23 protein-coding genes are annotated in these 21,784 nt (G+C 62.2%); 20 read left to right on the plus strand and 3 right to left on the minus strand.

Going from position 1 to position 21,784, the window contains the following annotated elements; all coding sequences use genetic code 11:
* Nucleotides 1–3 precede the first annotated feature (3 nt).
* The 11 genes from urtC (at nucleotide 4) to F568_RS0104535 (ending at nucleotide 8,681) form a co-directional block, all read left to right on the plus strand.
* The gene (gene urtC, locus F568_RS0104485) at nucleotides 4–1,131 is read left to right on the plus strand and encodes an urea ABC transporter permease subunit UrtC (protein WP_019017512.1); all 1,128 of its coding nucleotides are present in this window, start codon (nucleotides 4–6) and stop codon (nucleotides 1,129–1,131) included.
* Nucleotides 1,128–1,952, plus strand: coding sequence for an urea ABC transporter ATP-binding protein UrtD (gene urtD, locus F568_RS0104490; RefSeq protein WP_019017513.1), 825 nt, complete (start codon nucleotides 1,128–1,130; stop codon nucleotides 1,950–1,952). The genes urtC and urtD overlap by 4 nt, the downstream gene beginning before the upstream one ends.
* On the plus strand, nucleotides 1,952–2,650 hold the full coding sequence (gene urtE, locus F568_RS0104495) for an urea ABC transporter ATP-binding subunit UrtE (protein ID WP_019017514.1): 699 nt from the start codon (nucleotides 1,952–1,954) through the stop codon (nucleotides 2,648–2,650). The genes urtD and urtE overlap by 1 nt, the downstream gene beginning before the upstream one ends.
* Nucleotides 2,647–3,573 carry an urease accessory protein UreD gene (locus F568_RS0104500; RefSeq protein WP_019017515.1) on the plus strand — a complete coding sequence of 309 codons (927 nt, stop codon included), beginning with the start codon at nucleotides 2,647–2,649 and terminating at the stop codon, nucleotides 3,571–3,573. Before urtE ends, F568_RS0104500 begins: the two co-directional genes overlap by 4 nt.
* Before the next feature lie 64 nt (nucleotides 3,574–3,637).
* Nucleotides 3,638–3,940, plus strand: a complete 303-nt coding sequence (ureA, locus tag F568_RS0104505) for an urease subunit gamma (protein WP_019017516.1) — start codon at nucleotides 3,638–3,640, stop codon at nucleotides 3,938–3,940.
* Between the two features lie 146 nt (nucleotides 3,941–4,086).
* Nucleotides 4,087–4,413: an urease subunit beta gene (locus F568_RS0104510; RefSeq protein WP_019017517.1), complete on the plus strand. Its 327-nt coding sequence runs from the start codon at nucleotides 4,087–4,089 to the stop codon at nucleotides 4,411–4,413.
* Entirely contained in the window at nucleotides 4,410–6,125 is a 1,716-nt protein-coding gene (gene ureC / locus F568_RS0104515) for an urease subunit alpha (protein ID WP_019017518.1), read from the plus strand. The genes F568_RS0104510 and ureC overlap by 4 nt, the downstream gene beginning before the upstream one ends.
* Before the next feature lie 8 nt (nucleotides 6,126–6,133).
* Nucleotides 6,134–6,676: an urease accessory protein UreE gene (gene ureE / locus F568_RS0104520; protein WP_019017519.1), complete on the plus strand. Its 543-nt coding sequence runs from the start codon at nucleotides 6,134–6,136 to the stop codon at nucleotides 6,674–6,676.
* On the plus strand, nucleotides 6,666–7,361 hold the full coding sequence (locus tag F568_RS0104525) for an urease accessory protein UreF (RefSeq protein WP_019017520.1): 696 nt from the start codon (nucleotides 6,666–6,668) through the stop codon (nucleotides 7,359–7,361). The genes ureE and F568_RS0104525 overlap by 11 nt, the downstream gene beginning before the upstream one ends.
* A 25-nt stretch (nucleotides 7,362–7,386) precedes the next feature.
* Nucleotides 7,387–8,022 carry an urease accessory protein UreG gene (ureG, locus tag F568_RS0104530; RefSeq protein WP_019017521.1) on the plus strand — a complete coding sequence of 212 codons (636 nt, stop codon included), beginning with the start codon at nucleotides 7,387–7,389 and terminating at the stop codon, nucleotides 8,020–8,022.
* 35 nt (nucleotides 8,023–8,057) lie between these two features.
* Nucleotides 8,058–8,681: a HupE/UreJ family protein gene (locus F568_RS0104535; protein WP_019017522.1), complete on the plus strand. Its 624-nt coding sequence runs from the start codon at nucleotides 8,058–8,060 to the stop codon at nucleotides 8,679–8,681.
* A 47-nt stretch (nucleotides 8,682–8,728) separates the two neighbouring features.
* On the opposite strand, the gene F568_RS0104540 is transcribed toward F568_RS0104535, so the two are convergent.
* The gene (locus F568_RS0104540; protein ID WP_019017523.1) at nucleotides 8,729–9,532 is read right to left on the minus strand and encodes a DUF1206 domain-containing protein; all 804 of its coding nucleotides are present in this window, start codon (nucleotides 9,530–9,532) and stop codon (nucleotides 8,729–8,731) included.
* Nucleotides 9,533–9,724: 192 nt separating this feature from the next.
* On the opposite strand from F568_RS0104540, the gene F568_RS0104545 reads away from it, so the two are divergent.
* Nucleotides 9,725–10,690, plus strand: a complete 966-nt coding sequence (locus F568_RS0104545) for a YihY/virulence factor BrkB family protein (protein WP_019017524.1) — start codon at nucleotides 9,725–9,727, stop codon at nucleotides 10,688–10,690.
* Between the two features lie 41 nt (nucleotides 10,691–10,731).
* Here the strand turns inward: F568_RS0104545 and F568_RS0104550 are convergent, their stop codons facing one another.
* A complete protein-coding gene (locus F568_RS0104550; protein WP_019017525.1) occupies nucleotides 10,732–11,907 on the minus strand; it encodes a fumarylacetoacetate hydrolase family protein in 1,176 nt (391 codons plus the stop codon).
* A 155-nt stretch (nucleotides 11,908–12,062) separates the two neighbouring features.
* Here F568_RS0104550 and F568_RS0104555 point away from each other — a divergent pair, with 155 nt between their 5' ends.
* The 8 genes from F568_RS0104555 to nanR all read left to right on the plus strand — a co-directional run bounded on the left by F568_RS0104555 (nucleotide 12,063) and on the right by nanR (nucleotide 20,003).
* Nucleotides 12,063–12,827 (plus strand): SDR family NAD(P)-dependent oxidoreductase, encoded by a 765-nt coding sequence (locus tag F568_RS0104555; RefSeq protein WP_019017526.1) that lies wholly within the window; start codon nucleotides 12,063–12,065, stop codon nucleotides 12,825–12,827.
* A complete protein-coding gene (gene pdxA / locus F568_RS0104560) occupies nucleotides 12,824–13,831 on the plus strand; it encodes a 4-hydroxythreonine-4-phosphate dehydrogenase PdxA (protein WP_026300332.1) in 1,008 nt (335 codons plus the stop codon). The genes F568_RS0104555 and pdxA overlap by 4 nt, the downstream gene beginning before the upstream one ends.
* Entirely contained in the window at nucleotides 13,824–14,987 is a 1,164-nt protein-coding gene (locus F568_RS0104565) for a four-carbon acid sugar kinase family protein (protein WP_026300333.1), read from the plus strand. Before pdxA ends, F568_RS0104565 begins: the two co-directional genes overlap by 8 nt.
* A 134-nt stretch (nucleotides 14,988–15,121) precedes the next feature.
* The gene (locus tag F568_RS0104570; protein ID WP_019017529.1) at nucleotides 15,122–16,120 is read left to right on the plus strand and encodes a sialic acid TRAP transporter substrate-binding protein SiaP; all 999 of its coding nucleotides are present in this window, start codon (nucleotides 15,122–15,124) and stop codon (nucleotides 16,118–16,120) included.
* A gap of 72 nt (nucleotides 16,121–16,192) precedes the next feature.
* Nucleotides 16,193–16,747 carry a TRAP transporter small permease gene (locus F568_RS0104575; RefSeq protein ID WP_019017530.1) on the plus strand — a complete coding sequence of 185 codons (555 nt, stop codon included), beginning with the start codon at nucleotides 16,193–16,195 and terminating at the stop codon, nucleotides 16,745–16,747.
* A gap of 18 nt (nucleotides 16,748–16,765) precedes the next feature.
* A complete protein-coding gene (locus F568_RS0104580; protein WP_019017531.1) occupies nucleotides 16,766–18,145 on the plus strand; it encodes a TRAP transporter large permease in 1,380 nt (459 codons plus the stop codon).
* 15 nt (nucleotides 18,146–18,160) lie between these two features.
* Nucleotides 18,161–19,231 carry an Ldh family oxidoreductase gene (locus F568_RS0104585; protein WP_019017532.1) on the plus strand — a complete coding sequence of 357 codons (1,071 nt, stop codon included), beginning with the start codon at nucleotides 18,161–18,163 and terminating at the stop codon, nucleotides 19,229–19,231.
* 52 nt (nucleotides 19,232–19,283) lie between these two features.
* A complete protein-coding gene (gene nanR / locus F568_RS0104590) occupies nucleotides 19,284–20,003 on the plus strand; it encodes a transcriptional regulator NanR (RefSeq protein ID WP_019017533.1) in 720 nt (239 codons plus the stop codon).
* A 93-nt stretch (nucleotides 20,004–20,096) separates the two neighbouring features.
* Here nanR and F568_RS0104595 read toward each other — a convergent pair whose 3' ends face one another.
* Nucleotides 20,097–21,743, minus strand: a complete 1,647-nt coding sequence (locus tag F568_RS0104595) for a UxaA family hydrolase (RefSeq protein WP_019017534.1) — start codon at nucleotides 21,741–21,743, stop codon at nucleotides 20,097–20,099.
* Nucleotides 21,744–21,784: the final 41 nt, after the last annotated feature.

Raw genomic sequence — 21,784 nt, forward strand, 5'->3', positions numbered from 1 at the left:
ACCATGCACTGGCTCGCCAAACCGGCTACCGAGCGTAGCACTCAAATCTTCATCGGCGTGCTGACCGCAGCGCTGGTCGCCGTCTGCCTGCTCAACCTGTTGTTGCCCGCCGGGCATCCGCTGCATGTTTCCACCTACACCGTGACCCTGCTCGGCAAGTACCTGTGCTATGCGCTGCTTGCCGTGGCGGTAGACCTGGTATGGGGTTACCTGGGCATTCTCAGCCTGGGGCATGGCGCCTTCTTCGCCTTGGGCGGCTACGCCATGGGCATGTACCTGATGCGCCAGATCGGCGACCGCGGCGTCTACGGTCATCCAGTGCTGCCCGACTTCATGGTATTCCTCGATTGGGAGTCGCTGCCCTGGTACTGGCATGGCTTCGACATGGCGTGGTTCGCTTTCCTGATGGTGTTGTTGGTACCAGGGCTGCTGGCTCTGGTGTTCGGCTTCCTGGCCTTCCGCTCGCGAGTCACAGGCGTATATCTGTCGATCATCACCCAGGCGCTGACCTTTGCCTTGATGCTGGCCTTCTTCCGCAACGAGATGGGCTTCGGAGGTAACAACGGCCTGACTGATTTCAAGGAACTGTTGACGTTCGACCTCAGCGCCGACAGCACTCGCCTGGGCCTGTTCGTGGCCTCTGGCCTCGCCCTAGGGCTGGGCTATTGGCTGTGTCGGGCAATAGTGTCCAGCAAGCTGGGCCGGGTCTGCGTGGCCTCGCGGGACGCCGAGGCGCGTACTCGCTTTCTGGGCTACCGGGTCGAGCGCGTGCAACTGTTCGTGTTCGTGGTCTCGGCCATGCTTGCCGGGGTCGCGGGGGCGCTGTACGTGCCTCAGGTCGGCATCATCAATCCCAGCGTGTTCTCGCCGCTGTTTTCCATCGAAATCGTGGTGTGGGTGGCCCTGGGTGGCCGGGCGACGCTCTATGGCGCCGTCATCGGCGCGATCCTGGTCAACTATGCCAAGACCGTTTTTACCGGGGTGATGCCCGATGCATGGCTGTTCGCGCTAGGCGGACTGTTCGTGATCGCTACCGTGGTGTTGCCGCAAGGATTGGCGGGGCTACTTGCCAAGCGCAAGCGTGGCAAGCCCACCGCATCGGCCAAGGGTGTCAAGGAGGCTACCGCATGACCATTCTGCAATCGCTGGCGAACCGGGACCGGGTGTTCGATTTCCTGATTCCCGATCCCTCGCCGGTGGACGTGCGTCACGGACCGATCCTCTACCTCGAGGATGTCAGCGTCAGTTTCGACGGCTTCAAGGCGATCAACGATCTCAATCTGACCATCGATGATGGTGAGCTTCGCTGCATCATCGGTCCCAACGGCGCCGGCAAGACCACCATGATGGACATCATCACCGGCAAGACCCGGCCTGACCACGGCCAGGTATGGTTCGGCAGCCGTCACAACCTGCTGACCATGAACGAGCCGGAAATCGCCACCCTGGGCATCGGCCGAAAGTTCCAGAAGCCGACGGTATTCGAAGCACTAAGCGTGTTCGAAAACCTGGAGCTGGCGATGAGTGCCGACAAACGTGTCATGCCGACCCTGGTCGCCAGGCTCTCTGGCGAGGCCCGTGATCGCATCGACGAGGTGCTGGAGATGATCGGTCTGCAAACCGAGCGCGACCGTGCCGCCGGCATCCTCTCCCACGGACAGAAACAGTGGCTGGAAATCGGCATGCTGTTGATGCAGCGCCCCCGCCTGTTGTTGGTCGATGAGCCGGTGGCCGGCATGACCGAGCAGGAAATGGAACGCACCGGCGAGCTGCTGACCAGCCTGGCCGGCAAGCAGTCGGTGGTGGTGGTCGAGCACGACATGGGCTTCGTGCGTTCGATCGCCCGCAAGGTCACGGTGCTGCATCAGGGCAGCGTACTCGCCGAGGGCAGCATGGATCAGGTCTCCAGCGATCCCCGTGTTGTCGAAGTCTATCTGGGGGAGGAAAGCTGATGCTGCAAGTCGACAAGCTCAACCAGTTCTATGGCGAGAGCCACACGTTGTGGGATCTCTCGCTTGAAGTGCCGCAGGGTGAATGTACCTGTGTGATGGGCCGCAACGGCGTGGGCAAGACCACATTGCTCAAATGCGTGATGGGTGAAGTTCCGGTCAAGAGTGGCTCACTGCGTTATGACGGCGAGACCGAGCTGACCCAGAAACGTATCGAGGACCGCTCACGGCTGGGCATCGGCTACGTGCCTCAGGGGCGCCAGATCTTCTCGCTGCTCACCGTGGAAGAAAACCTATGTACCGGCCTGGCTGCGCGGCGTGACAAGAAACGCACGATTCCCGAGCGAATCTATGAGTTGTTCCCGGTGCTCAAGGAAATGCGCCATCGGCGTGGCGGCGATCTCTCGGGCGGCCAGCAACAGCAGCTGGCGATCGGCCGCGCCCTGGTGCTCGAACCGCGCCTGCTGATCCTCGACGAGCCGGGCGAAGGCATCCAGCCCAACATCGTTGCTGAAATCGGCGAGGTGATCCGCAAGCTCAACCGCGAGGATGGCATGACGGTACTGCTCGCCGAGCAGAAGCTGCCCTTCGTGCGCAAGTTTGCCGATCGTTTCGTGATTCTCGACCGCGGCCGCACGGTGGCCAAGGGCAGTGTCGACGAGCTTTCCGACGATTTGATCAAGCGGCACCTGACGGTATGACAGTGCTGCCTTTTCCACGTAGCGAAGTGCTACCCGGCAAAGCGCCTCTCGATAAAACGCCAGGCGACTCGGGGCATCGCTTCGACGCTGGGCGGCGCTGGGCCGCCTCGATCGACCTGGGCTTTCGCCAAGACAGGCGTGGCGACAGCGATCGTACCCGGCTGGTACGGGCCCGGCATCGCGGGCCGCTACGGGTGCAGCGGCCGTTCTACCCCGAGGGCGAGGTCTGCCACGTCTATTTATTGCACCCCCCTGGCGGGTTGGTCAGCGGCGACGAGTTGCGCATTGACGCTGCGGTAGAGGCCGGGGCGCATGCCCTACTCACTACTCCGGCAGCAGCCAAGCTCTACCGCGCCGACAGCCAAGGCGTGGCCTGGGGCCAGCACACGCGGCTCACGGTCGCCGACGGCGGGACGCTCGAATGGTTGCCGCAGGAGACGCTGTGCTTCGATGGATCGCGCGGGATCCAGACCACCGAGATTGCGCTGGATCGCGATGCCCGCTGCCTGGGTTGGGAAGTCCTGGCACTGGGCCGGCCTGCCAGCCGCTTGCCGTTCGTCAGCGGTGGCATCGAGCAGCGCTTCTGTCTGACACGCGAGGGCCGGCCGCTGTGGCTGGAGCGCCAGCCGCTGGACCCCACGCATCCGCGCTTTCGTGGGCGCTGGGGGCAGGGTGGGGCAACGGTACAGGCCACGCTATGGGGCGTGGGTCTCGAGTCGCCTTCCGCATGCATCGAAGCACTGAGAGACGCCCTGCCGGCTTCGCCACGCTGGGCGGTGACGCTGCGTCACGATGTGCTGTTGCTGCGTTATCTCGGCGACTCGCGTAACGAAGCCTGGGATCTCTGCCAGCGCGCCTGGGACGTGCTGCGTCCCTCACTCTGCGGGCGCGAGGCGTGTGTGCCGCGCATCTGGCTCACCTGATCAGGCCAGTTTCAACAGAACATAGAACGCCAGTTTCCAACAGAACGTAGAAGGGACAACCGCCATGGAATTGACCCCGAGAGACAAGGACAAGCTGCTGCTGTTCACCGCCGCACTGCTTGCCGAGCGCCGCAAGGCTCGTGGCCTCAAGCTCAACTATCCCGAGGCCGTGGCGCTGATCAGCGCCGAAATCATGGAAGGGGCCCGCGATGGCAGGAGTGTCGCCGAGCTGATGAGCTACGGACGCGAGATCCTGACCCGTGACGACGTGATGGAAGGTGTCCCGGAGATGGTTGACGAGGTTCAGGTCGAAGCGACGTTCCCAGACGGCACCAAGCTGGTCACGGTACATAGCCCAATAGTCTAAAACAGGCTGCACTCGGCCATGCGCTTCGCTTTGTGACCCACATGGACGTGGGAAATGCGAAGGCCCGCAGGGAGCGGGCCTAGCCCTGGCCTTCGTTCGCTCAGTTTTAGCTGCTGAAACAGCCATAACGTAGAGGGAAGGTTCCAATGATTCCCGGTGAATACCAACTGAAAGACGGCGAGATCGATCTCTGTGCAGGGCGCGAGCGGATCACCGTCGAGGTCGCCAACACCGGTGACCGCCCGATCCAGATCGGCTCGCACTATCACTTCGCCGAGGCCAACCCGGCCTTGGTCTTCGATCGCGACAAGACGCGTGGCTATCGCCTCGACGTGGCGGCGGGCACGGCGATTCGCTTCGAGCCCGGTCAGAGCCGCGAAGTGACGCTGATTCCCTTCGTCGGCAAGCGGCATATCTACGGTTTTCGTCAGGAAGTAATGGGGGCACTGGACGGCAAAGGAGCCGCATCATGAAGCCGACTAACCGGATCAGTCGACAGGCCTATGCCGACATGTACGGCCCGACGGTGGGCGATAAGGTTCGTCTGGGCGATACCGAACTGTGGATCGAGGTCGAGAAGGATCACACCCATTACGGTGATGAGGTGAAGTTCGGCGGGGGCAAGGTCATCCGTGACGGCATGGGCCAGAGCCAGCGCAATGACAACAGCGTGATGGATACCGTGATCACCAACGCGCTGATTCTCGACTGGTGGGGCATCGTCAAGGCCGATGTGGGGCTTCAAGGGGGACGTATCGCCGCCATCGGCAAGGCCGGCAACCCCGATACCCAGCCGGACGTCGACATCGTCATCGGCCCCGGCACCGAAATCATCGCTGGCGAAGGCAAGATCCTTACCGCCGGCGGCATCGACGCGCATATCCATTTCATCTGTCCGCAGCAGGTGGAAGAGGCGCTGATGAGTGGCGTGACCACCATGCTCGGTGGCGGCACCGGCCCGGCTACCGGCTCCAACGCCACCACCTGCACGCCGGGCGCGTGGCACATTGGCAAGATGCTCCAGGCAATCGACGAGCTGCCCATGAACATCGGCCTGCTCGGCAAGGGGAACGCCAGCCTGCCCGAGGCGCTGGAAGCGCAGATCGAGGCGGGTGCCATGGGGCTCAAGCTGCATGAGGACTGGGGCACCACGCCGGCGTCCATCGACAATTGCCTGAGCGTGGCCGAGAAGTACGACGTACAGATCGCCATCCATACCGACACGCTCAACGAGTCGGGCTTCGTCGAGGACACCCTGGCTGCGTTCAAGGAACGCGGCATCCACACCTACCACACCGAGGGGGCAGGTGGCGGCCACGCGCCGGACATCATCACGGCCTGTTCCAAGGACTACGTGTTGCCGTCGTCGACCAATCCCACGCGGCCCTACACGGTCAACACCATCGACGAGCATCTCGACATGCTGATGGTGTGCCACCACCTCGATCCCAACATTCCCGAGGATGTGGCCTTCGCCGACTCGCGTATTCGCCGCGAGACTATCGCTGCCGAGGATGTCCTCCACGACCTGGGCGTGATCTCGATGATTGCCTCCGACTCCCAAGCGATGGGCCGAGTCGGTGAAGTGATCTGCCGCACATGGCAGACCGCTCACAAGATGAAGGTTCAGCGCGGCCTGCTGCCGGAAGACCAGGAGCGAGGTGCCGACAATTTCCGGGCCAGGCGCTACATCGCCAAGTACACCATCAACCCGGCGATCACTCATGGTATCGCTCATGAAGTCGGTTCGGTGGAAGTCGGCAAGCTGGCCGACCTGACGTTGTGGAGCCCGGCGTTCTTCGGCGTCAAGCCGGCCCTGATCCTCAAGGGTGGCATGATCGCCGCCGCGCCCATGGGCGATCCCAACGCCTCGATTCCCACCCCACAACCGGTCCATTACCGGCCGATGTTCGGCGCCTTCGGCAAGGCGGCCAGTGCCACCCGGCTGAGCTTCGTCAGCCAGGCGGCGATTGATGCCGGCATCGGTGAAAGGCTGGGGCTGGCCAGTCCGCTATCGGCGTGCAGGAACGTGCGCGGCGTGCGCAAGGGTGACATGAAACTGAACGGTGCCTGTCCGCAGCTGGAGGTCGATCCGCAGACCTATGAAGTGCGCTGCGACGGTGAACTGTTGACTTGCGAGCCGGCGACGGAGCTGCCGTTGGCCCAGCGTTATCATCTTTTCTGAGGTAGGACATGTTGAAACTGATTGAACGCCTGGGGCCGATCACGGTGGAACAGGCCAGTGACAGCGTGACGCTGCCATTTGAGCTGCGCATGCGTGGGCGGCTCAAGGCGGTAAGTGACGCCGGGCATGAGCTGGGCCTGTTTCTCGACCGTGGCCCGGTGCTACGCGATGGTGAAGGGCTGCGAGCCGAGAGTGGTGAGGTGATCCGGGTCAAGGCGGCCGACGAGCCGGTAATCACCGCGCGCATCGAAGGCGCATTGGCGCTGGCGCGGCTGTGCTATCACCTCGGCAACCGACATGTGTCGCTGGCTATTGGTGGCGACGAACGCTCTTCACTAGGCCAGGGCTGGGTGCGATTCCCGCCGGATCATGTGCTTGAAGAACTGGCCGAACGCCTGGGGGCGACGCTCGAGCATCACGAGGCACCATTCGATCCCGAGCCGGGCGCTTATTCCCAAGGCGAAAGTCATTCCCACGGACATGGCCACTCCCATGATCATGGGCATTCACATGGCCATCATCACCACCACGAGCATAGCCATGCCCACTGAGCCCACGCTGTCCGGAGGCGGCGATCTGGCCTTGCTGGGACTGCTGCAACTGGTCAGCCCGGCGCTACCGATCGGTGCTTTCGCCTGGTCGCAGGGACTGGAAAGCGCCTTCGAGCTGGGCTGGGTTAGCGACGAAGCCACTCTTGGTGAATGGCTGGAAGGCGTGCTCGAGGATGGCCTGACCCGCTGTGACCTGCCGGTACTGGCGCGCATGTACTCAGCCTGGCAAGCCGGTGATGACACGGCACTCGCCGGGTGGAATGACTGGCTGCAAGCCAATCGCGAAACCGCCGAGTTGGCTGCCGAGGACTTCCGTCTTGGCGAGGCCATGGTGCGGCTGCTGCGCTCGCTGGATCAGCTGCCAGCCTCGCCGACGCTGCCGTCCCAACCGACTTACGCCGTGATGTTTGCGCTCGCCAGCTGGCAGCGGGGTATTCCGGTCCGTGACTGTGTGCTCGGTTTTGCCTGGGCCTGGCTGGAAAACCAGCTGGCGGTGGCCTGCAAGGCACTGCCATTGGGGCAGACCGCGGCCCAGCGATTGATTGAGCGGCTGCGGCCGCAGTTGGTGACGGCAGTCGATACGGCCCTGGCGTTGAGCGATGACGAGCTCGGCCCGGCACTGCCGGGTCTCGCCCTGGCCAGCGCGCATCATGAAACCCAATATTCCCGCCTATTTCGTAGTTGAGCGGCATTAAGAAGGAGTAAACGCCATGAATCATTGTTTGCGTATCGGCGTCGGGGGCCCGGTCGGCTCCGGCAAGACCGCGCTGCTCAAGCAGCTTTGCTTGGCCCTGCGCGACCATTACGATATCGCCGTGGTCACCAATGACATTTATACCCGCGAAGATGCCGACTTCCTGCTCAAGCACGACGCGTTGCCGGCAGACCGCATCTTGGGCGTCGAGACCGGTGGCTGTCCGCATACCGCGATTCGCGAGGACGCCTCGATGAACCTCGCCGCCATCGACGATCTGCACAGCCGCCATCCCAACCTGGAACTGGTGCTGGTGGAGTCCGGCGGCGATAACCTGTCGGCGACCTTCAGTCCCGAGCTATCCGATCTGACGCTTTATGTCATCGATGTCTCCGCCGGTGACAAGATTCCGCGCAAGGGCGGGCCGGGTATTACCAAGTCCGATCTCCTGATCATCAACAAGATCGATATTGCCGAGTACGTTCACGCCTCGCTGGAGGTCATGGACCGAGACGCGCGCAAGATGCGCGGCGAGCGGCCGTTCGTGTTCACCAACCTGCACGACGGGGTGGGGCTGGAAACCATCATCCAGTTCATTCTGGATCGAGGCATGCTTCCAGAGCGCCGGCCGGGTGCACTTGCCGTTAGTTGATACCATTTAATTATACCGTTATCTAGGAGCGCAACATGTCTCAGTGTTTGCCTGCACGTTCCTTCTCCCATAGTAATTCCCATCTCTGGGCGCTGGCCATTGCGCCAATTGCTGCACTCGCCGCCATGACGGCCTCCGCCCACGCCGGTCATGGCGCTGTCGGTCATGGCGGGTTCGTTGCCGGGCTACTGCATCCGTTGCTGGGGCTGGACCACCTGTTGGCCATGCTGGCCATCGGCCTGTGGAGTGTGCGACAGCAAGGGAGCCTACGCCGTTTCATGCCGCTGATAATGCTCGCTGGCATGTGGGGCGGGGCAGCACTGGCCTGGGGTGGCCTTGCCGTGCCCGGGGTGGAAGCGGGGATCGCGCTTTCGGTGTTGCTCGCCGGCGTACTGGTCGCGACACTGGCGCGGCTGCCCGGTGCGCTGGGTGGCGTATTGGTCGCCGCGTTCATGCTCTTCCACGGTCATGCCCACGGCAGCGAGCTGCCGGCAGGAGCGTCACTGCTTACCTACCTGATCGGCTTCTCGCTGGCGACACTGGCTATCGCCTATGCCGGTAAGGGCTTTGGTGCATTGTTACAGCGTTGCGAGACACGCTGGGTGCGTGCCCTGGGGGCAATGATCGCTGCGGTGGGCGGCGCGTTTGCGCTGGGCTGAGTGCTGTAATGTTGATAAACGGGGCGGACTGCCCCGTTCGTCGTTTATCAGGCACTGACGTCGCGATAACGGGCATTGATGAAGCAGTAGATGCCATACGCCATCAGGCCTAGCGCCACGATACCCAGCAGCCAGGGCCCGAACGGTTGACGCGCCAGAGTAGTGAGCGCGCCGCCCAGGCCCTGAGCCTCGCTGGGGTCGGACTGCCAGGCGGCTATGCAGAGGAATAACCCGATGATCAGGAATACCACGCCACGAGCCGTCAGGCCCATGCGCGTCGCGCCTTCGGCGAGCTTGCGCTGACTCGCGTTGAGTTCCCGCATATGCCAGTTCTTGAGGTAGGAGCGTTTGACGGCACGCATGATCTGGCGCACACCGACGCCGAGAAACACCACACCCACCGCGAACACCAGATAGATGCCGCCGGGTTGGCTCATAAGTTCTGCGGTCCGACTTTGCGTAGAGCTGCCTGACGAGGCGGCATGCCGTAGCAGATCGAAGCAATATACCCCCAGACCGGCATAGATGATTCCGCTTATCACAAAAGCCAACCGAGTGGCGATACCCTTGATGCTGCTACCGGCATCCTCGGTGTCAAACCAGGCCTGAATGAGTCGCCAGAGCGTATAGGCGAAGAGGCCGATCCCTAACAGCCCTAGCATGATGCTGCCGAACGGCTGACTGGCCAACTGGGTAATCGCTTCCTTCGAACCGGCATGCTGGCCGCCCAGCCCGGCGGCCGCCATTAGCGCCAATCCTCCGATCAGCACGTAGACAACTCCCTTGGCCAGATACCCCCAGCGTGCGGCTGCGGCAATCCCCTGTCGTAGGGTGGATGTAGCGTGTTTCATGATTCGCTTCCTGTATCCATTCCGTGGATGTCATGGCCTGTCAGCCAGGCTGCCAAACGGTTGGCCTGCTGCAGGTCAGTTGGCTTACCTTTGCCTGTCTTGTGATACCGGGTTTTACATATCTAGACAGTATGGCTGTCCCAGCGGCCTACCCTAGAAGGCACGACCTTTTTATCACGGAATCAGATCGCTATGAAAAACCGAGACTCAGCGGCTTCCCATGGCCGCCATGCTTATACGCCTACGCACATCCCGCGCAAGGGTTGGTCCGAGGTGCTAAAGCGGGTCAAGGATGATATCGGCCGCGATCATGTGTCCCTGGTGGCCGCAGGGGTCGCGTTTTATAGCTTGCTCGCGCTGTTTCCGGCCATCGTTGCCGTCATCTCCATCTGGGGGCTGCTGTTCGATCCACAGCAGATCTCACAGCAGATCTCGTCGATCAGCCACCTTCTACCGCAGCAGGCCGCCGAGATCATTCGCCAGCAGGCCCAGCAAGCCAGTTCGGGAAATAGCGCCGGCATGGGGTTGGCTGCGATTGGCGGTATCTTGCTAGCGGTCTACAGCGCCTCGCGCGGCATCAAGGGGCTCATGGAGGGCTTGAATATTGTCTATGGCGAGGAGGAAAAGCGCGGCTTCATCAAGAAGACTGCCATTATTCTGGGGCTGACACTGGGGGCAGTCATCATGGCTGTCATCACGCTGGGCACCATTACGGCCATCCCGGCACTCGTCAACGTGCTAGGCCTCGACGGGACGGTAGGCACGCTCATTAGCCTGCTGCGTTGGCCATTGCTACTGATCGTGATGATTTTGGCGCTTGGGATCCTGTTTCGTTATGCGCCGGATCGCAAGAAGCCACGCTGGCAGTGGGCGAGCGCCGGCTCGATTATCGCAGTTCCGCTATGGCTGATCGGCTCCATCGGCTTCTCCATCTACGTTCGCAACTTTGCCAGCTATAACGAGACCTATGGGTCGCTTGGGGCGGTCGTGATCCTGCTCATGTGGTTCTGGCTCTCCGCCTTCATCGTCCTGATGGGGGCGGAACTGAACAGCGAGTTGGAACGGCAGACGCAACATGACACCACGGCCGGAGGCGACCAGCCCGTGGGTGAACGCGGAGCGCATGCCGCCGATAGCGTGGCCAGGGACAATCGCTGAAGCGGGCCGGGCCGTGATCATGACACGGCCCGGCAATGGCCTCACTCGGCAGACTTGCGCTGCGCTAGATGACGATAGAGCTGACGAATGCCGAACGTCCACGGGGGAAGCCTGTCGCTGTGATCGACCCGGTTGACCAACGCCCCGAGGGCCGGGGTAGCAATGGTCACGGTATCACCGATGTGGTGGGTGAATCCCTGGCCTTCACCGTCGCGATCAAGAATCGGCGAGAACATGGTGCCAAGGAACAGCATGAAGCCATCAGGGTACTGGTGATGGGCTCCGTGCGTCTGGGCCACAAGATCCAGCGGATCGCGGCTGATCTGGCGCATGTCGCTGCCATCCTCGAGCAGGAAACCGTCGTCCTCGCCGTCGATGCGCAGTGTGACATGCGCCTGGCGTACCGTATCGATGGTGAAGTGCTCATCGAACAAGCGGATGAAGGGGCCCACCGAACACGAGGCGTTGTTGTCCTTCGCCTTGCCCAACAACAGGGCACTGCGCCCTTCGATATCGCGCAGATTGACATCGTTGCCGAGGGCGGCACCACGCACCTGGCCGTTGCCGTCGACGGCCAGCACGATTTCCGGCTCGGGATTGTTCCACTTCGAGGCGGGATGCAGCCCGACGCGTTGGCCGAAGCCGACTGACGACAGGGGCTGCGACTTGGTGAATACCTCGGCATCGGGGCCAATACCCACTTCCATGTACTGTGACCAGCCGCCGCGCGTTTGCAGTTCTTTCTTCAGCGTCATGGCCTCTTCGGAGCCGGGCTTGATCAGCGACAGGTCGGTGCCGATCAAGCTTTGCAGCTCATGGCGCAGCTCGCTGGCGCGTGACGCGTCGCCGCCGGCTTGCTCCTCGATGACGCGCTCGAGCATCGACACGGCAAACGTCACGCCACAGGCCTTGATCGCCTGCACGTCACAGGGTGCCAGCAAGAAAGGGGGCCTGGCTGGCTCGGCCAGGGAATTCTCGATCAAGGTTTCCACCCGCCCCAGCGATTCGCCCTCGGCGGAGGCAACCAGGCCGGCGGCATCTGAATGTTCGAGCAGGTCGGCCATGGTCTCCACATGGCGGGACAGGTCGATGACCTCGCCCTGGCGAATGGCGACGATGGCAGGGCCTTCGTGGGGCGTGACGCGCCATACCCGGCCGACCAGCAGGGCGCGATTGAGGTCCTCGGGCAGGTAGCGGGAAGCGGGCTGCAGTGGCATGACGTTCTCCGGTCTGATGGGGCAAGCAGGCGGTCAATGCTGGACGTCTGGAACGATCGTCGCAATGACGCACCGACAAAGGCCTACTATTGTCGTGATGTATGATAGGTATGCCAAGAGTACCTGTCAGCCATTCGAGACAAAAGGAGAACAACATGTTCGAGGCATTCCGGGGCAAGCGGATCCTGATCACCGGGGCGAGTCGGGGAATCGGGGCAGCAGTGGCCCGCAAGCTGGGCGCGTATGGAGCGCATGTGGCCGTGCACTACTATTCCAGCGAGACGCCGGCGCGTGAGGTGGCCGAGGCAATTCGCGACGCCGGTGGCCAGGCCTTCCTGATTCAGGGCGACGTCAGCGAGTCCGCCAGGGCGGTCGAGGTCGTCGATGAAGCCGCCGCCGCCATGGGCGGGCTCGACGTGCTCATCAACAATGCCGGTGACATGCTCGGTCGGGTGAGCCTCGAGGCCATGGACGACGAGCAATACGACAAGGTCATGAACCTCAATGTGCGCTCGGTGGTCATGGCCAGCCGCGCTGCATTGCCTCATTTTCGCGAGCAGGGCGCGGGCAACATCATTCATACCAGCTCGATTGCCGCGCGCAACGGCGGCGGCGCCGGTGCGGGACTGTATGCCTCGGCAAAGGGCTTCGTCAGCACATTGACGCGCTCCATGGCCAAGGAGCTGGCTGCGGACAATATTCGCGTCAATGCCGTGGCCCCTGGCACGATCTCCACCGATTTTCACCAGCGGCATTCCAATGAGGCTCAGCTCGAGGCCGCCCGCGGCACGATTCCCCAAGGGCGCCTGGGCACCGCCGAGGATTGTGTGGGCGCGTACCTGTTTCTTATTAGTGACGAGCTCAGCGCCTACGTGACCGGCCAGGTCATTGAAGTCAACGGTGGGCAGTTGATGCCATGAAGACGCACCCCTCCTATGCAATAGCTATCACCATGGGCGATCCGGCCGGAATCGGGCCGGAGATCATCTGTCGGGCGTTGGCCGACATGTCCGCCGAAGATCGGGCCTCCTCATTGCTGGTGGGCGATATCGCCACCTTTTCGCGTGCGGCACGCCTGATCGAGGCCGACCTGACGTTCTACCCCATCGACGCGTCGGAAGCTGCGCCATCCAGTAACGGAATAGCCGTAGCCCAGGTCGACAATGCACTGGGCACGCCGATTCCCGATGGCAAAATCAGCGCGGCTGCGGGAGAGATGGCGTTTCGCTGCGTCGAGCGCGCTGTGGATCTGGTCCAGGCCGGGCGCGCCGGCGTGATAGTTACCGCACCACTCAACAAGGCGGCGCTGCACGCCGCTGAGCGCTACTACGATGGCCACACTGGCATGTTGGCATCACTGACCGGTGCGCCGGCGTCATTCATGCTGCTGGCCTCGGAAGCGCTGTCGACGATCCACGTCTCGACTCACGTCTCGCTGAAAGAGGCGATTCAACGGGTCTCGGCCGAACGAATCGAGGCAACCGTCAAGGCCGGGCACGAGCATCTGTGTCAGATGGGGCTGGACACGCCGCGCATTGCTGTGGCCGGTCTCAATCCACACTGCGGTGAAGGGGGAATCTTCGGCGACGAGGATGAGCGTATCATTCGACCGGCCGTCGAGGCGCTGCAACAGGCGGGATACGCGGTGCAGGGGCCGATTTCCGCTGACACGGTGTTCTATCGCGCCAGCCAAGGCGAGTTCGATCTGGTGGTGGCCCAGTACCATGACCAAGGTCATATTCCGGTCAAGCTGATTGCCTTCGATACCACTGTCAATGTCAGCCTGGGCCTGCCGATCAAGCGTACCTCAGTGGATCACGGTACGGCCTTCGACATTGCCTGGCAGGGCAAGGCGGACGCTGTCAACATGAACGCGGCCATCGCCTATGCCCGGCAATTGGCAAGGGGAATGCGCCTTGGCTGAGCTGACGGTGGCGATCGTCGCCGATGACCTGACCGGGGCGATGGATGCCGCGGCACCGTTCGCCCGTCGCAGCGCTCGAACCAGCGTCGTCATCGCTCTGGAGCATCTCGCTGATGTCATTGCCCAGGGTAACCTGCCCGATGTGCTGGCGATCAATACCGAGTCGCGCCATCTGCCTGCCGAGCAGGCCGCGAGACGGGTAGCCGAGGCTTTCGAGAGCCTGCTTCCGTTCGCGCCCCACATCCTCTTCAAGAAAGTCGACTCGACGCTGCGCGGTAATGTCGTCGCGGAGTGCCTGGCCGCGCGGCGCAGTAGTGGGCGCGGGCTGCTGGTGTGTCCCGCCGTCCCCGCCCAGGGGCGCACGTTGCGTGACGGTCAGATCCATGTGCATGGCGAGCCACTGGCAGCATCAGACTATGGTCGAGATGCCCGCTCGGCACCGCCCGCCGAGCCGTTGGCGGTCCTGTTTGCACGTCAGGGGCTGGATATCCCGGTCATGCGAGAGGGAGGAGCGGGGGAAGCGCCTGACGTCATAGCAGATGCCGTTGATGACGCCGACCTGCAACGATTGGCCCGGGCGCTTCTCGAGAGCCCTCAGCGCTGGCTGGCTGTCGGTGCTGCGGGGTTGACCGAGGCGTTGGCGGGTTGTCTCTTCCCGGCAGGATTCGCTTCGGCCTCTACCATACCGCCGCTGGAAAACCTGCTCATTGCCGTTGGGTCGCGTTGTGATCTGGCGCGCCGGCAGGTGGCTCGTCTGTGCGAGGCCTGTCCTGGCTTTTCGATCATCCATGCCATGGAGAACGACATGGCGAGACACGGCCCTGCCCGGCAACAGCTGATCATTCCCGAGCGTCGATCGTCTACGCGCTTTACGGCGGAGCAGGTTGCCCGGGGTATGGCGTACTGCGTGCAAGCGTTGCTTGAAGAAAAGTCGGGGCAAGCGTACATGCTGTTCCTCACCGGAGGTGACACGGCCATGGCTGTGATGGCACGGCTGAGCGTGAGGCAGGTCGAGTTGGCCGGCGAATGGGCACCCGGGGTGGCGTGGGGCTGGTTGGATGGGGATCGCCATCGGCCGGTCATGACCAAGGCCGGGGGCTTCGGTGACGAGGCGCTTCTCATGCGTCTCGGGCAGGCATCTACGACCAGAGGATAATACGCAAGGCATTGCATGCCGGCCTGGCAATGGCTAGGTTTCCTTATGATGGTATGACACGTATACATTTGGCCATCCGACACCCACCAAGGCAGGAGTGATACCTGCCCCCGAATCCGCAAGGAGAACAACAAATGGGTCACAAGCGCGCCAGCTCTACCAAACTCAATCGCTGGATATCGACCACTTTACTACTGGCCGGCGTCAGCGCCGCTGGTCTGGCCAGTGCCGATACGCTTCGCTTCGCCCACGTCTACGAGACGTCCGAGCCCTACCACAAGTGGGCATTGTGGGCCGCCGACGAAATCGAGAAGCGCACCGACGGCCGCTATACCGTAGAAGTACATGCTGCCTCGTCGCTGGGCAAGGAAGCGGATATCAACGAAGGCCTGTCACTGGGTACTGTCGATCTGATCTACACCGGCAACCAGTTTGCCGGGCGTTCCTACGGCCCGATTGGCATTGCCGGGGCGCCTTACATGTTCCGCGATTTCGAGCACTGGAAGGCCTATACCGAAAGTGACCTGTTCAAGGAAATTGCCCAGGGCTATCAGGACGCTACCGGCAACGTTCCGCTGGCCATGAACTATTACGGCAAGCGGCATACCACGTCCAACAAGGAGATCAACACGCCCGAGGACATGCAGGGGCTCAAGATCCGTGTACCCAACGCGCCCATGTACATGATGTTCCCGGAAGCGGTCGGGGCCAATCCGACGCCCATCGCCTTCTCGGAAGTCTACCTGGCCCTGCAGCAAGGGGTGGTAGATGCCCAGGAGAACCCGCTGCCAACCATCCAGGCCAAGAAGTTCTACGAGGTTCAGGACTACATCACCCTGACCGGTCATATCACCGACTCGCTGATTACCATTGCCGGCGGGCCGCTGTGGAACCGGTTGTCCGACGAGGACAAGCAGGTCTTCCGCAACGTCTACACCGAGGCTGGGCAGAAGATCACCGAGGATATCGTCCAGTCCGAGAAGGACCTTGTGGCCTGGTTCGAGGATCAGGGTGTGACCGTCAACGAGGTCGATACCAAGCCGTTCCGCGAAGCGGTCATTCCCTATCACAACGGCGAAGCCGCGACCTGGGATAAGGAAACCTACGATCGCGTGCAGGCGATCGGCCAGTAATCGTCAGTCTATCGATTCCACGCCAACCTTTCCGCTACCCGCCCGTCCCGGGTGGGTAGCGAGGAGACGATCATGACGAAAGACCGCCTGACTCACGATAGTGAGGCGCTCGGGGCGCTGGCCGATATCGGTAACGAGGAGTTCGATCCTCGCAATTACGCTCTCGAGGACTATGTCACGCTGGGCATTTTCTGGCTGCTGGCTCTCGATGTTTTCCTGCAGTTCTTCAGCCGTTACGTGCTGGGCGACTCGATCGCCTGGACGGAGGAAATGGCGCGTTACCTGCTGATCCTGGTCTGCTTCGTTGGCGGCTCCATGGCCGTGCGAAAGAACTCGCACATCATGGTCGAGTTCTTCTATCGCTATATGCCGCCGGCCATGGGGCGCCTGCTGTCGACGCTGGTCGATATTGCCCAGATTGCTTTCTTTGCCGCTGCAGCCTGGATCACCTACGGCCTGGCGGGGCGAACCCACTCGATGATGGTTTCGGTGGATGTTCCCAAGAGCTACCTCTATTACGCGGTCATGGCGGGGTTCCTGCTGATGCTGTTGCGAGCCGTACAGGTCGCAATTCGGCACTGGCGCGAGGGAACCAGTGAATTAATGCCCTCGGAAGAAGACCGATAACCCAAGCGAGAGTGTGCGATGCCCAACACCATGACCCTCAGTCCCGGGCGCTTGATCGTTCCACCGGTCGTTGCTGCCCTGGCCGTCCTGTTCTGCGTGTTCCTGGCCTTTCAGGAACACTACATGTCGTTTCTGTTCGCCTCGCTGTTCACCATGCTGGTGATGGGAGTGCCCATCGCTATCTGTCTGGCGGGGTCCTGTCTGATCTATGTCTATCTCAGCGGCCAAGTGCCGGATATCGTCGTTGCGCATCGCATGATCAATGGCGTCGACAGTTTCCCGTTGCTGGCCATTCCGTTCTTCATCCTGGCCGGCAATCTGATGAACAACGGCGGCATTACCACGCGCATCTTCGACTTCGCGCTGGCTCTGATGGGGTGGATGCGCGGCGGCCTCGGCCACGTTAATGTCGGGGCGAGTATCGTGTTCTCCGGTATGTCCGGTGCGGCGGTGGCCGATGCCGGCGGGCTGGGTACCATCGAGATCAAGGCCATGCGCGACGCCGGCTACGATCAGGAATTCGCCGTGGGTATCACGGCTGCCTCGTCGACGATCGGTCCGATCATTCCACCGAGTCTGCCCATGGTCATCTATGGCGTCATGGCCGGGGCGTCGGTCGGCCAACTGTTCGTTGCCGGGCTGGTGCCGGGGCTACTCATGGGCGTCGTGCTGATGATCATGATCGCTATCCTGGCACGCCGTCGTGGCTACAAGCGCGATGCCGAGTTCTCGTTAAAGGCGCTGCGCATCACCTTTGCACGTGCTTTCCTGTCCTTGATGACCCCCATTATTATCGTTGGCGGCATCATTACGGGCATGTTCACGCCCACGGAAGCAGCCATCGCTGCGGTAGTCTATGCACTGTTTCTAGGTACTGTGGTCTATCGCACCTTGTCATGGCGCCGCCTGATCCAGGTCAGCATGGAGACCATTGAGACCACCGCAATCATTCTACTGATTGTCGCCGGGGCCTCGATCTTCGCCTGGATCCTGACCAGCAACCAGGTGACCCAACACGTCATGGCCCTGTTCGGACCGTTTGCCGACAACCCATGGATGGTGCTGCTGCTCATCAACCTGGTATTGATCCTGGTGGGGTGCTTCATGGAGACCATCGCTGCGATCACTATCCTGGTACCGGTGTTGCTGCCGGTAGCGGTGAATGCCGGGGTCGATCCGGTTCACTTCGGTGTGATCATGGTGCTCAACCTGATGATCGGTCTACTCACCCCGCCGGTGGGCATGGTGATCTATGTGCTGTCGCGGGTCTCGAACATCCCATTCGAACGCTGCATGCGCGGGACACTGCCGTTCCTGATTCCGCTGGTGCTGGCCCTGTTGATGGTTACCTTTATTCCCTCGCTGTCCATGTGGCTGCCCGAACTGATCTATCGTTGAGGAGAACCGGATTACATGTCGAAGGATATCGCGGCGCGCATTGCCGTAAGCGAACTGGAAGATTTCATGCGGCGCGTGCTGTTGCGCTGCGATACCGACGAGGCCTCGGCAGAGGCCGTCACGCAGGCTCTGGTGACGGCCTCGCGCATGGGAACCGACAGTCATGGGCTGCGTCTGTTGCCGCATTATGTCCAGGCGGTGCAGGGCGGCAGAATCAATGGACGGCCGAACCCCACTTTCACCCAGCGCCTGGCGGCCACGGGCTACCTGGACGCCGATGACGGCTTCGGTCACCTGGCCGGCTACCAGGCCGTCGAGCACGCCATCGAACTGGCCGAAACGGCCGGCATCGGCGCGGTGGCCGTCGGTAATTCCTCGCACTTCGGCGCGGCAGGCTGTTATGCATTGGCCGCGGCACGCCGAGGCTATATCGGGCTGTCATTGTGCAATGCCGATGCGTTGGTCAGCCTGCATCAGGGACAGTCGCCGTTTCACGGCACCAATCCTATCGCCTTTGCGGCACCGGTACCTGACAGTCAGCCTTACCTGCTCGACATGGCGACCAGTTCCATTCCGTGGAACCGGGTCAAGCAGTACCGGGCCATCAACCGGACGTTGCCTGCCAATGTGGTGGTCGATGCCCAAGGCGAGCTGACCACCGATCCACATATGGCGGCCTCTCTGTTGCCGCTGGGCGGCGCCGATTTTGGTTTCAAGGGCGCGGGGCTGGCTGGGATGGTGGAAGTACTCAGCGCCACGTTGACGGGGATGATCCACGGCTTTCGCATGCTGCCGATGACCGGTGAAGACATGTCCACGCCGCGTGGGGTGGGGCATTTCTTCCTGGTCATGCATCCTGGGGCGTTCAGCGACCGGCAGACCTACGAACGTGCCATCCTGGCCTATCTCGAGGACCTGCGCGCTCAGCCTGCCTTGGAAGGTAAGCAGGTGATGGCGCCGGGCGACCGCGAGTGGCAATGCCAGGCCCAGCGGGATGCCGAGGGAATTCCCCTGGATTCGGCCAACCTGGCCGCGTACCGCCAACTGGCGGAGACGCTCGGACTGGCGCCGCCGGTGCTGGCGTAGGCTGCATGCAGTACCATAGGTGGCAGACAGGTTAGGCAAGGAGTCGCAGCGAATGACGAGATACAAGGTAGAGCGCAAGACGCTCTCCGAACAAGTGGCCGAGCAACTCGAGAGGGACATTCTCGAAGGCCGTCTCAAGGAGGACGACCAGTTGCCCGCCGAGCGCGAGCTGATGGAGCAGTTCGGCGTGGGGCGGCCGGCGGTTCGCGAGGCGTTGTTCTACCTGCAGCGTCTGGGGCTCATCGCTATCAACAGCGGCACCCGGGCGCGTGTCATTCGGCCCACGGCCGAGGCGGTAATGGCTCGCCTATCGGGCGTAACACGGCAATTGCTCTCAAAATCGGAAGGGCAGCAGTATTTTCAGGAAGCCCGGGCCATGTTCGAGATTTCGCTGGCCCGCTACGCTGCAGTGCATGCTTCTCCTGAAGATATCGACAGCCTGCGCCAGGCGGTTAGCGAGAACCGCGAGGCACTGGGTGACGAGGCACGCTTCAAGCGCAGCGACAATGACTTTCATGGGGTGCTGGCGTCCATTGCCCGCAACCCGATTTTCAATGCCGTGCACGAGGCGTTGTCGGAATGGCTCGATGACCGGCGTGCCCAGGTATTGCAGCGCGACCGCGAAGATCATGCCGCGCTGCAGGCCCACACTGAAATCGTCGAAGCCATTGCTTCCGGTGATCCGGATGCCGCCGAGGCGGCGATGCGGCGTCATCTCGATCGTCACTACGGGACCTACCGCCAGCTAAAGGAACGATTATCCGACTCATAGTAAAATGGCCGGTGGCAGACAAGAAAAGAGGGCAACTCGGTCGCCCTCTTTTCTTGTCTGCATTACAAAACGTCCCATCCTCCCAAGTGTCGATTACAGCGAGACGCCACGCTTCCACGGAATGAAATCATATTGCGTCAGCTGGACTGCCTTGGGTTGGTAGCGGCCCGAGGCGGTATCGATACACATCTGGAGCAGCTTGTCGGCCAGCTCGGCGATCTGCGCCTCGCCGCGAATGATCGGGCCCGCATCGAAGTCAATGATGTCCGGAAGTCGTTGGGCCATCTCGCTGTTGCTGGACACCTTCAGCACTGGCGCGATGGGGTTGCCGGTCGGCGTGCCAAGGCCAGTGGTGAAGATCACCAGGTTGGCACCGGAACCGACCAGCGCGGTGGTGGATTCCACGTCGTTGCCCGGCGTGCACAGCAGGTTGAGTCCCTGGCGCATGGCAGGCTCGGTGTAATCGAGTACATCGACGATAGGGCTGTCACCGCCTTTTTTGGCCGCCCCGGCGGACTTCATCGCATCGGTGATCAGGCCATCGCGAACGTTGCCGGGAGAAGGGTTCATTGAGAAATGCGCGCCCACCGCGGCGGCATGCTTCTGGTAAGCATCCATCAGCGTGCGGAATCGCTCGGCGACCTGATCGTCCCGACAGCGGGCAATCAGTTCATGCTCCACACCGCATAGCTCGGGGAATTCGCTAAGGATGCCGCTGCCACCCAGCGCCACCAGGCGGTCGACGACGGCACCGACCAGTGGATTGGCGGACAGTCCCGAGAAGCCGTCAGAGCCGCCGCATTCCACGCCGATGGACAACTCGGATAGCGGTGCCGGTTGTCGTGTGATCTGGTTGGCTGCTTTCAATCCCTCGAAGATGGTGCTCAGCGCCTCACGGATCAGAGAGTCTTCGCTACGCGAGGCTTGCTGCTCGAAATAGTGCACCGGACGCAAGCCCTCGGGGTCCCGTTCGGCCACGGCTTGCCTGAGCATATCGATCTGCGCCTTCTGGCAACCCAGGCTGAGCACGGTGGCGCCGGCCACGTTGGGGTGGCAGATGTAGCCGGCCAGCAGCCGGCACAATGCCAGGGCATCGTCGTCAGTGCCGCCACAGCCAAGTGTGTGAGTGAGAAAGCGCACGCCATCGACGTTGGGGAACAGGCGCTCGTCATGGACTGTCTTCTCGGCAGGAGTGCTATCGGGCTGTCCATGCAACAGCTCGCGCGCCATGCGCTTGTAGTCGCGATAGGGGTCCTCGCCGAGTGCGTCGGCGACACACTGGCGTAGCACCTCGATATTGCGGTTCTCACAGAACACCAGCGGCACAACGACCCATACGTTGGCCGTGCCGACCCTGCCGTCGGGACGATGATAGCCATCGAACGTGGCGCCCTGGAAATGGCTGACGTCAGGGACGTCCCAATGTTCGCGGCGTGCCTGGGCCTGGCCGCTATCGGTGGAATGCTCGAGGTTGTCGGTGGTAATCGCCCCGCCCTCGGCGATGGGCCGGGTGACACGGCCGACGGTGACGCCGTACATGATCACCAGATCACCCTCGGCCAGTGCCTGCAGGGCAAACTTGTGCTTGTGACGAATGGCTTCGGCTAGACGTATTCGGCGGCCGTTGTCGTCGATCTCGGTTCCGGCGGGCAGATCCTTGAGGGCGACGTGAACGTTATCGGCGGCATGCACGCGCAGGCTGGGGCGCAGGAAGGTGTCGCTGGCGATGGTCTGACTCATGCTGGCTCCCTACCGGACCTGTCCGGTTTGAACCGGACAGG

Origin of the sequence: Modicisalibacter luteus DSM 23508 (assembly GCF_000378505.1) — a bacterium.
In the GTDB taxonomy this organism is placed as follows: Bacteria; Pseudomonadota; Gammaproteobacteria; order Pseudomonadales; family Halomonadaceae; genus Modicisalibacter; species Modicisalibacter luteus.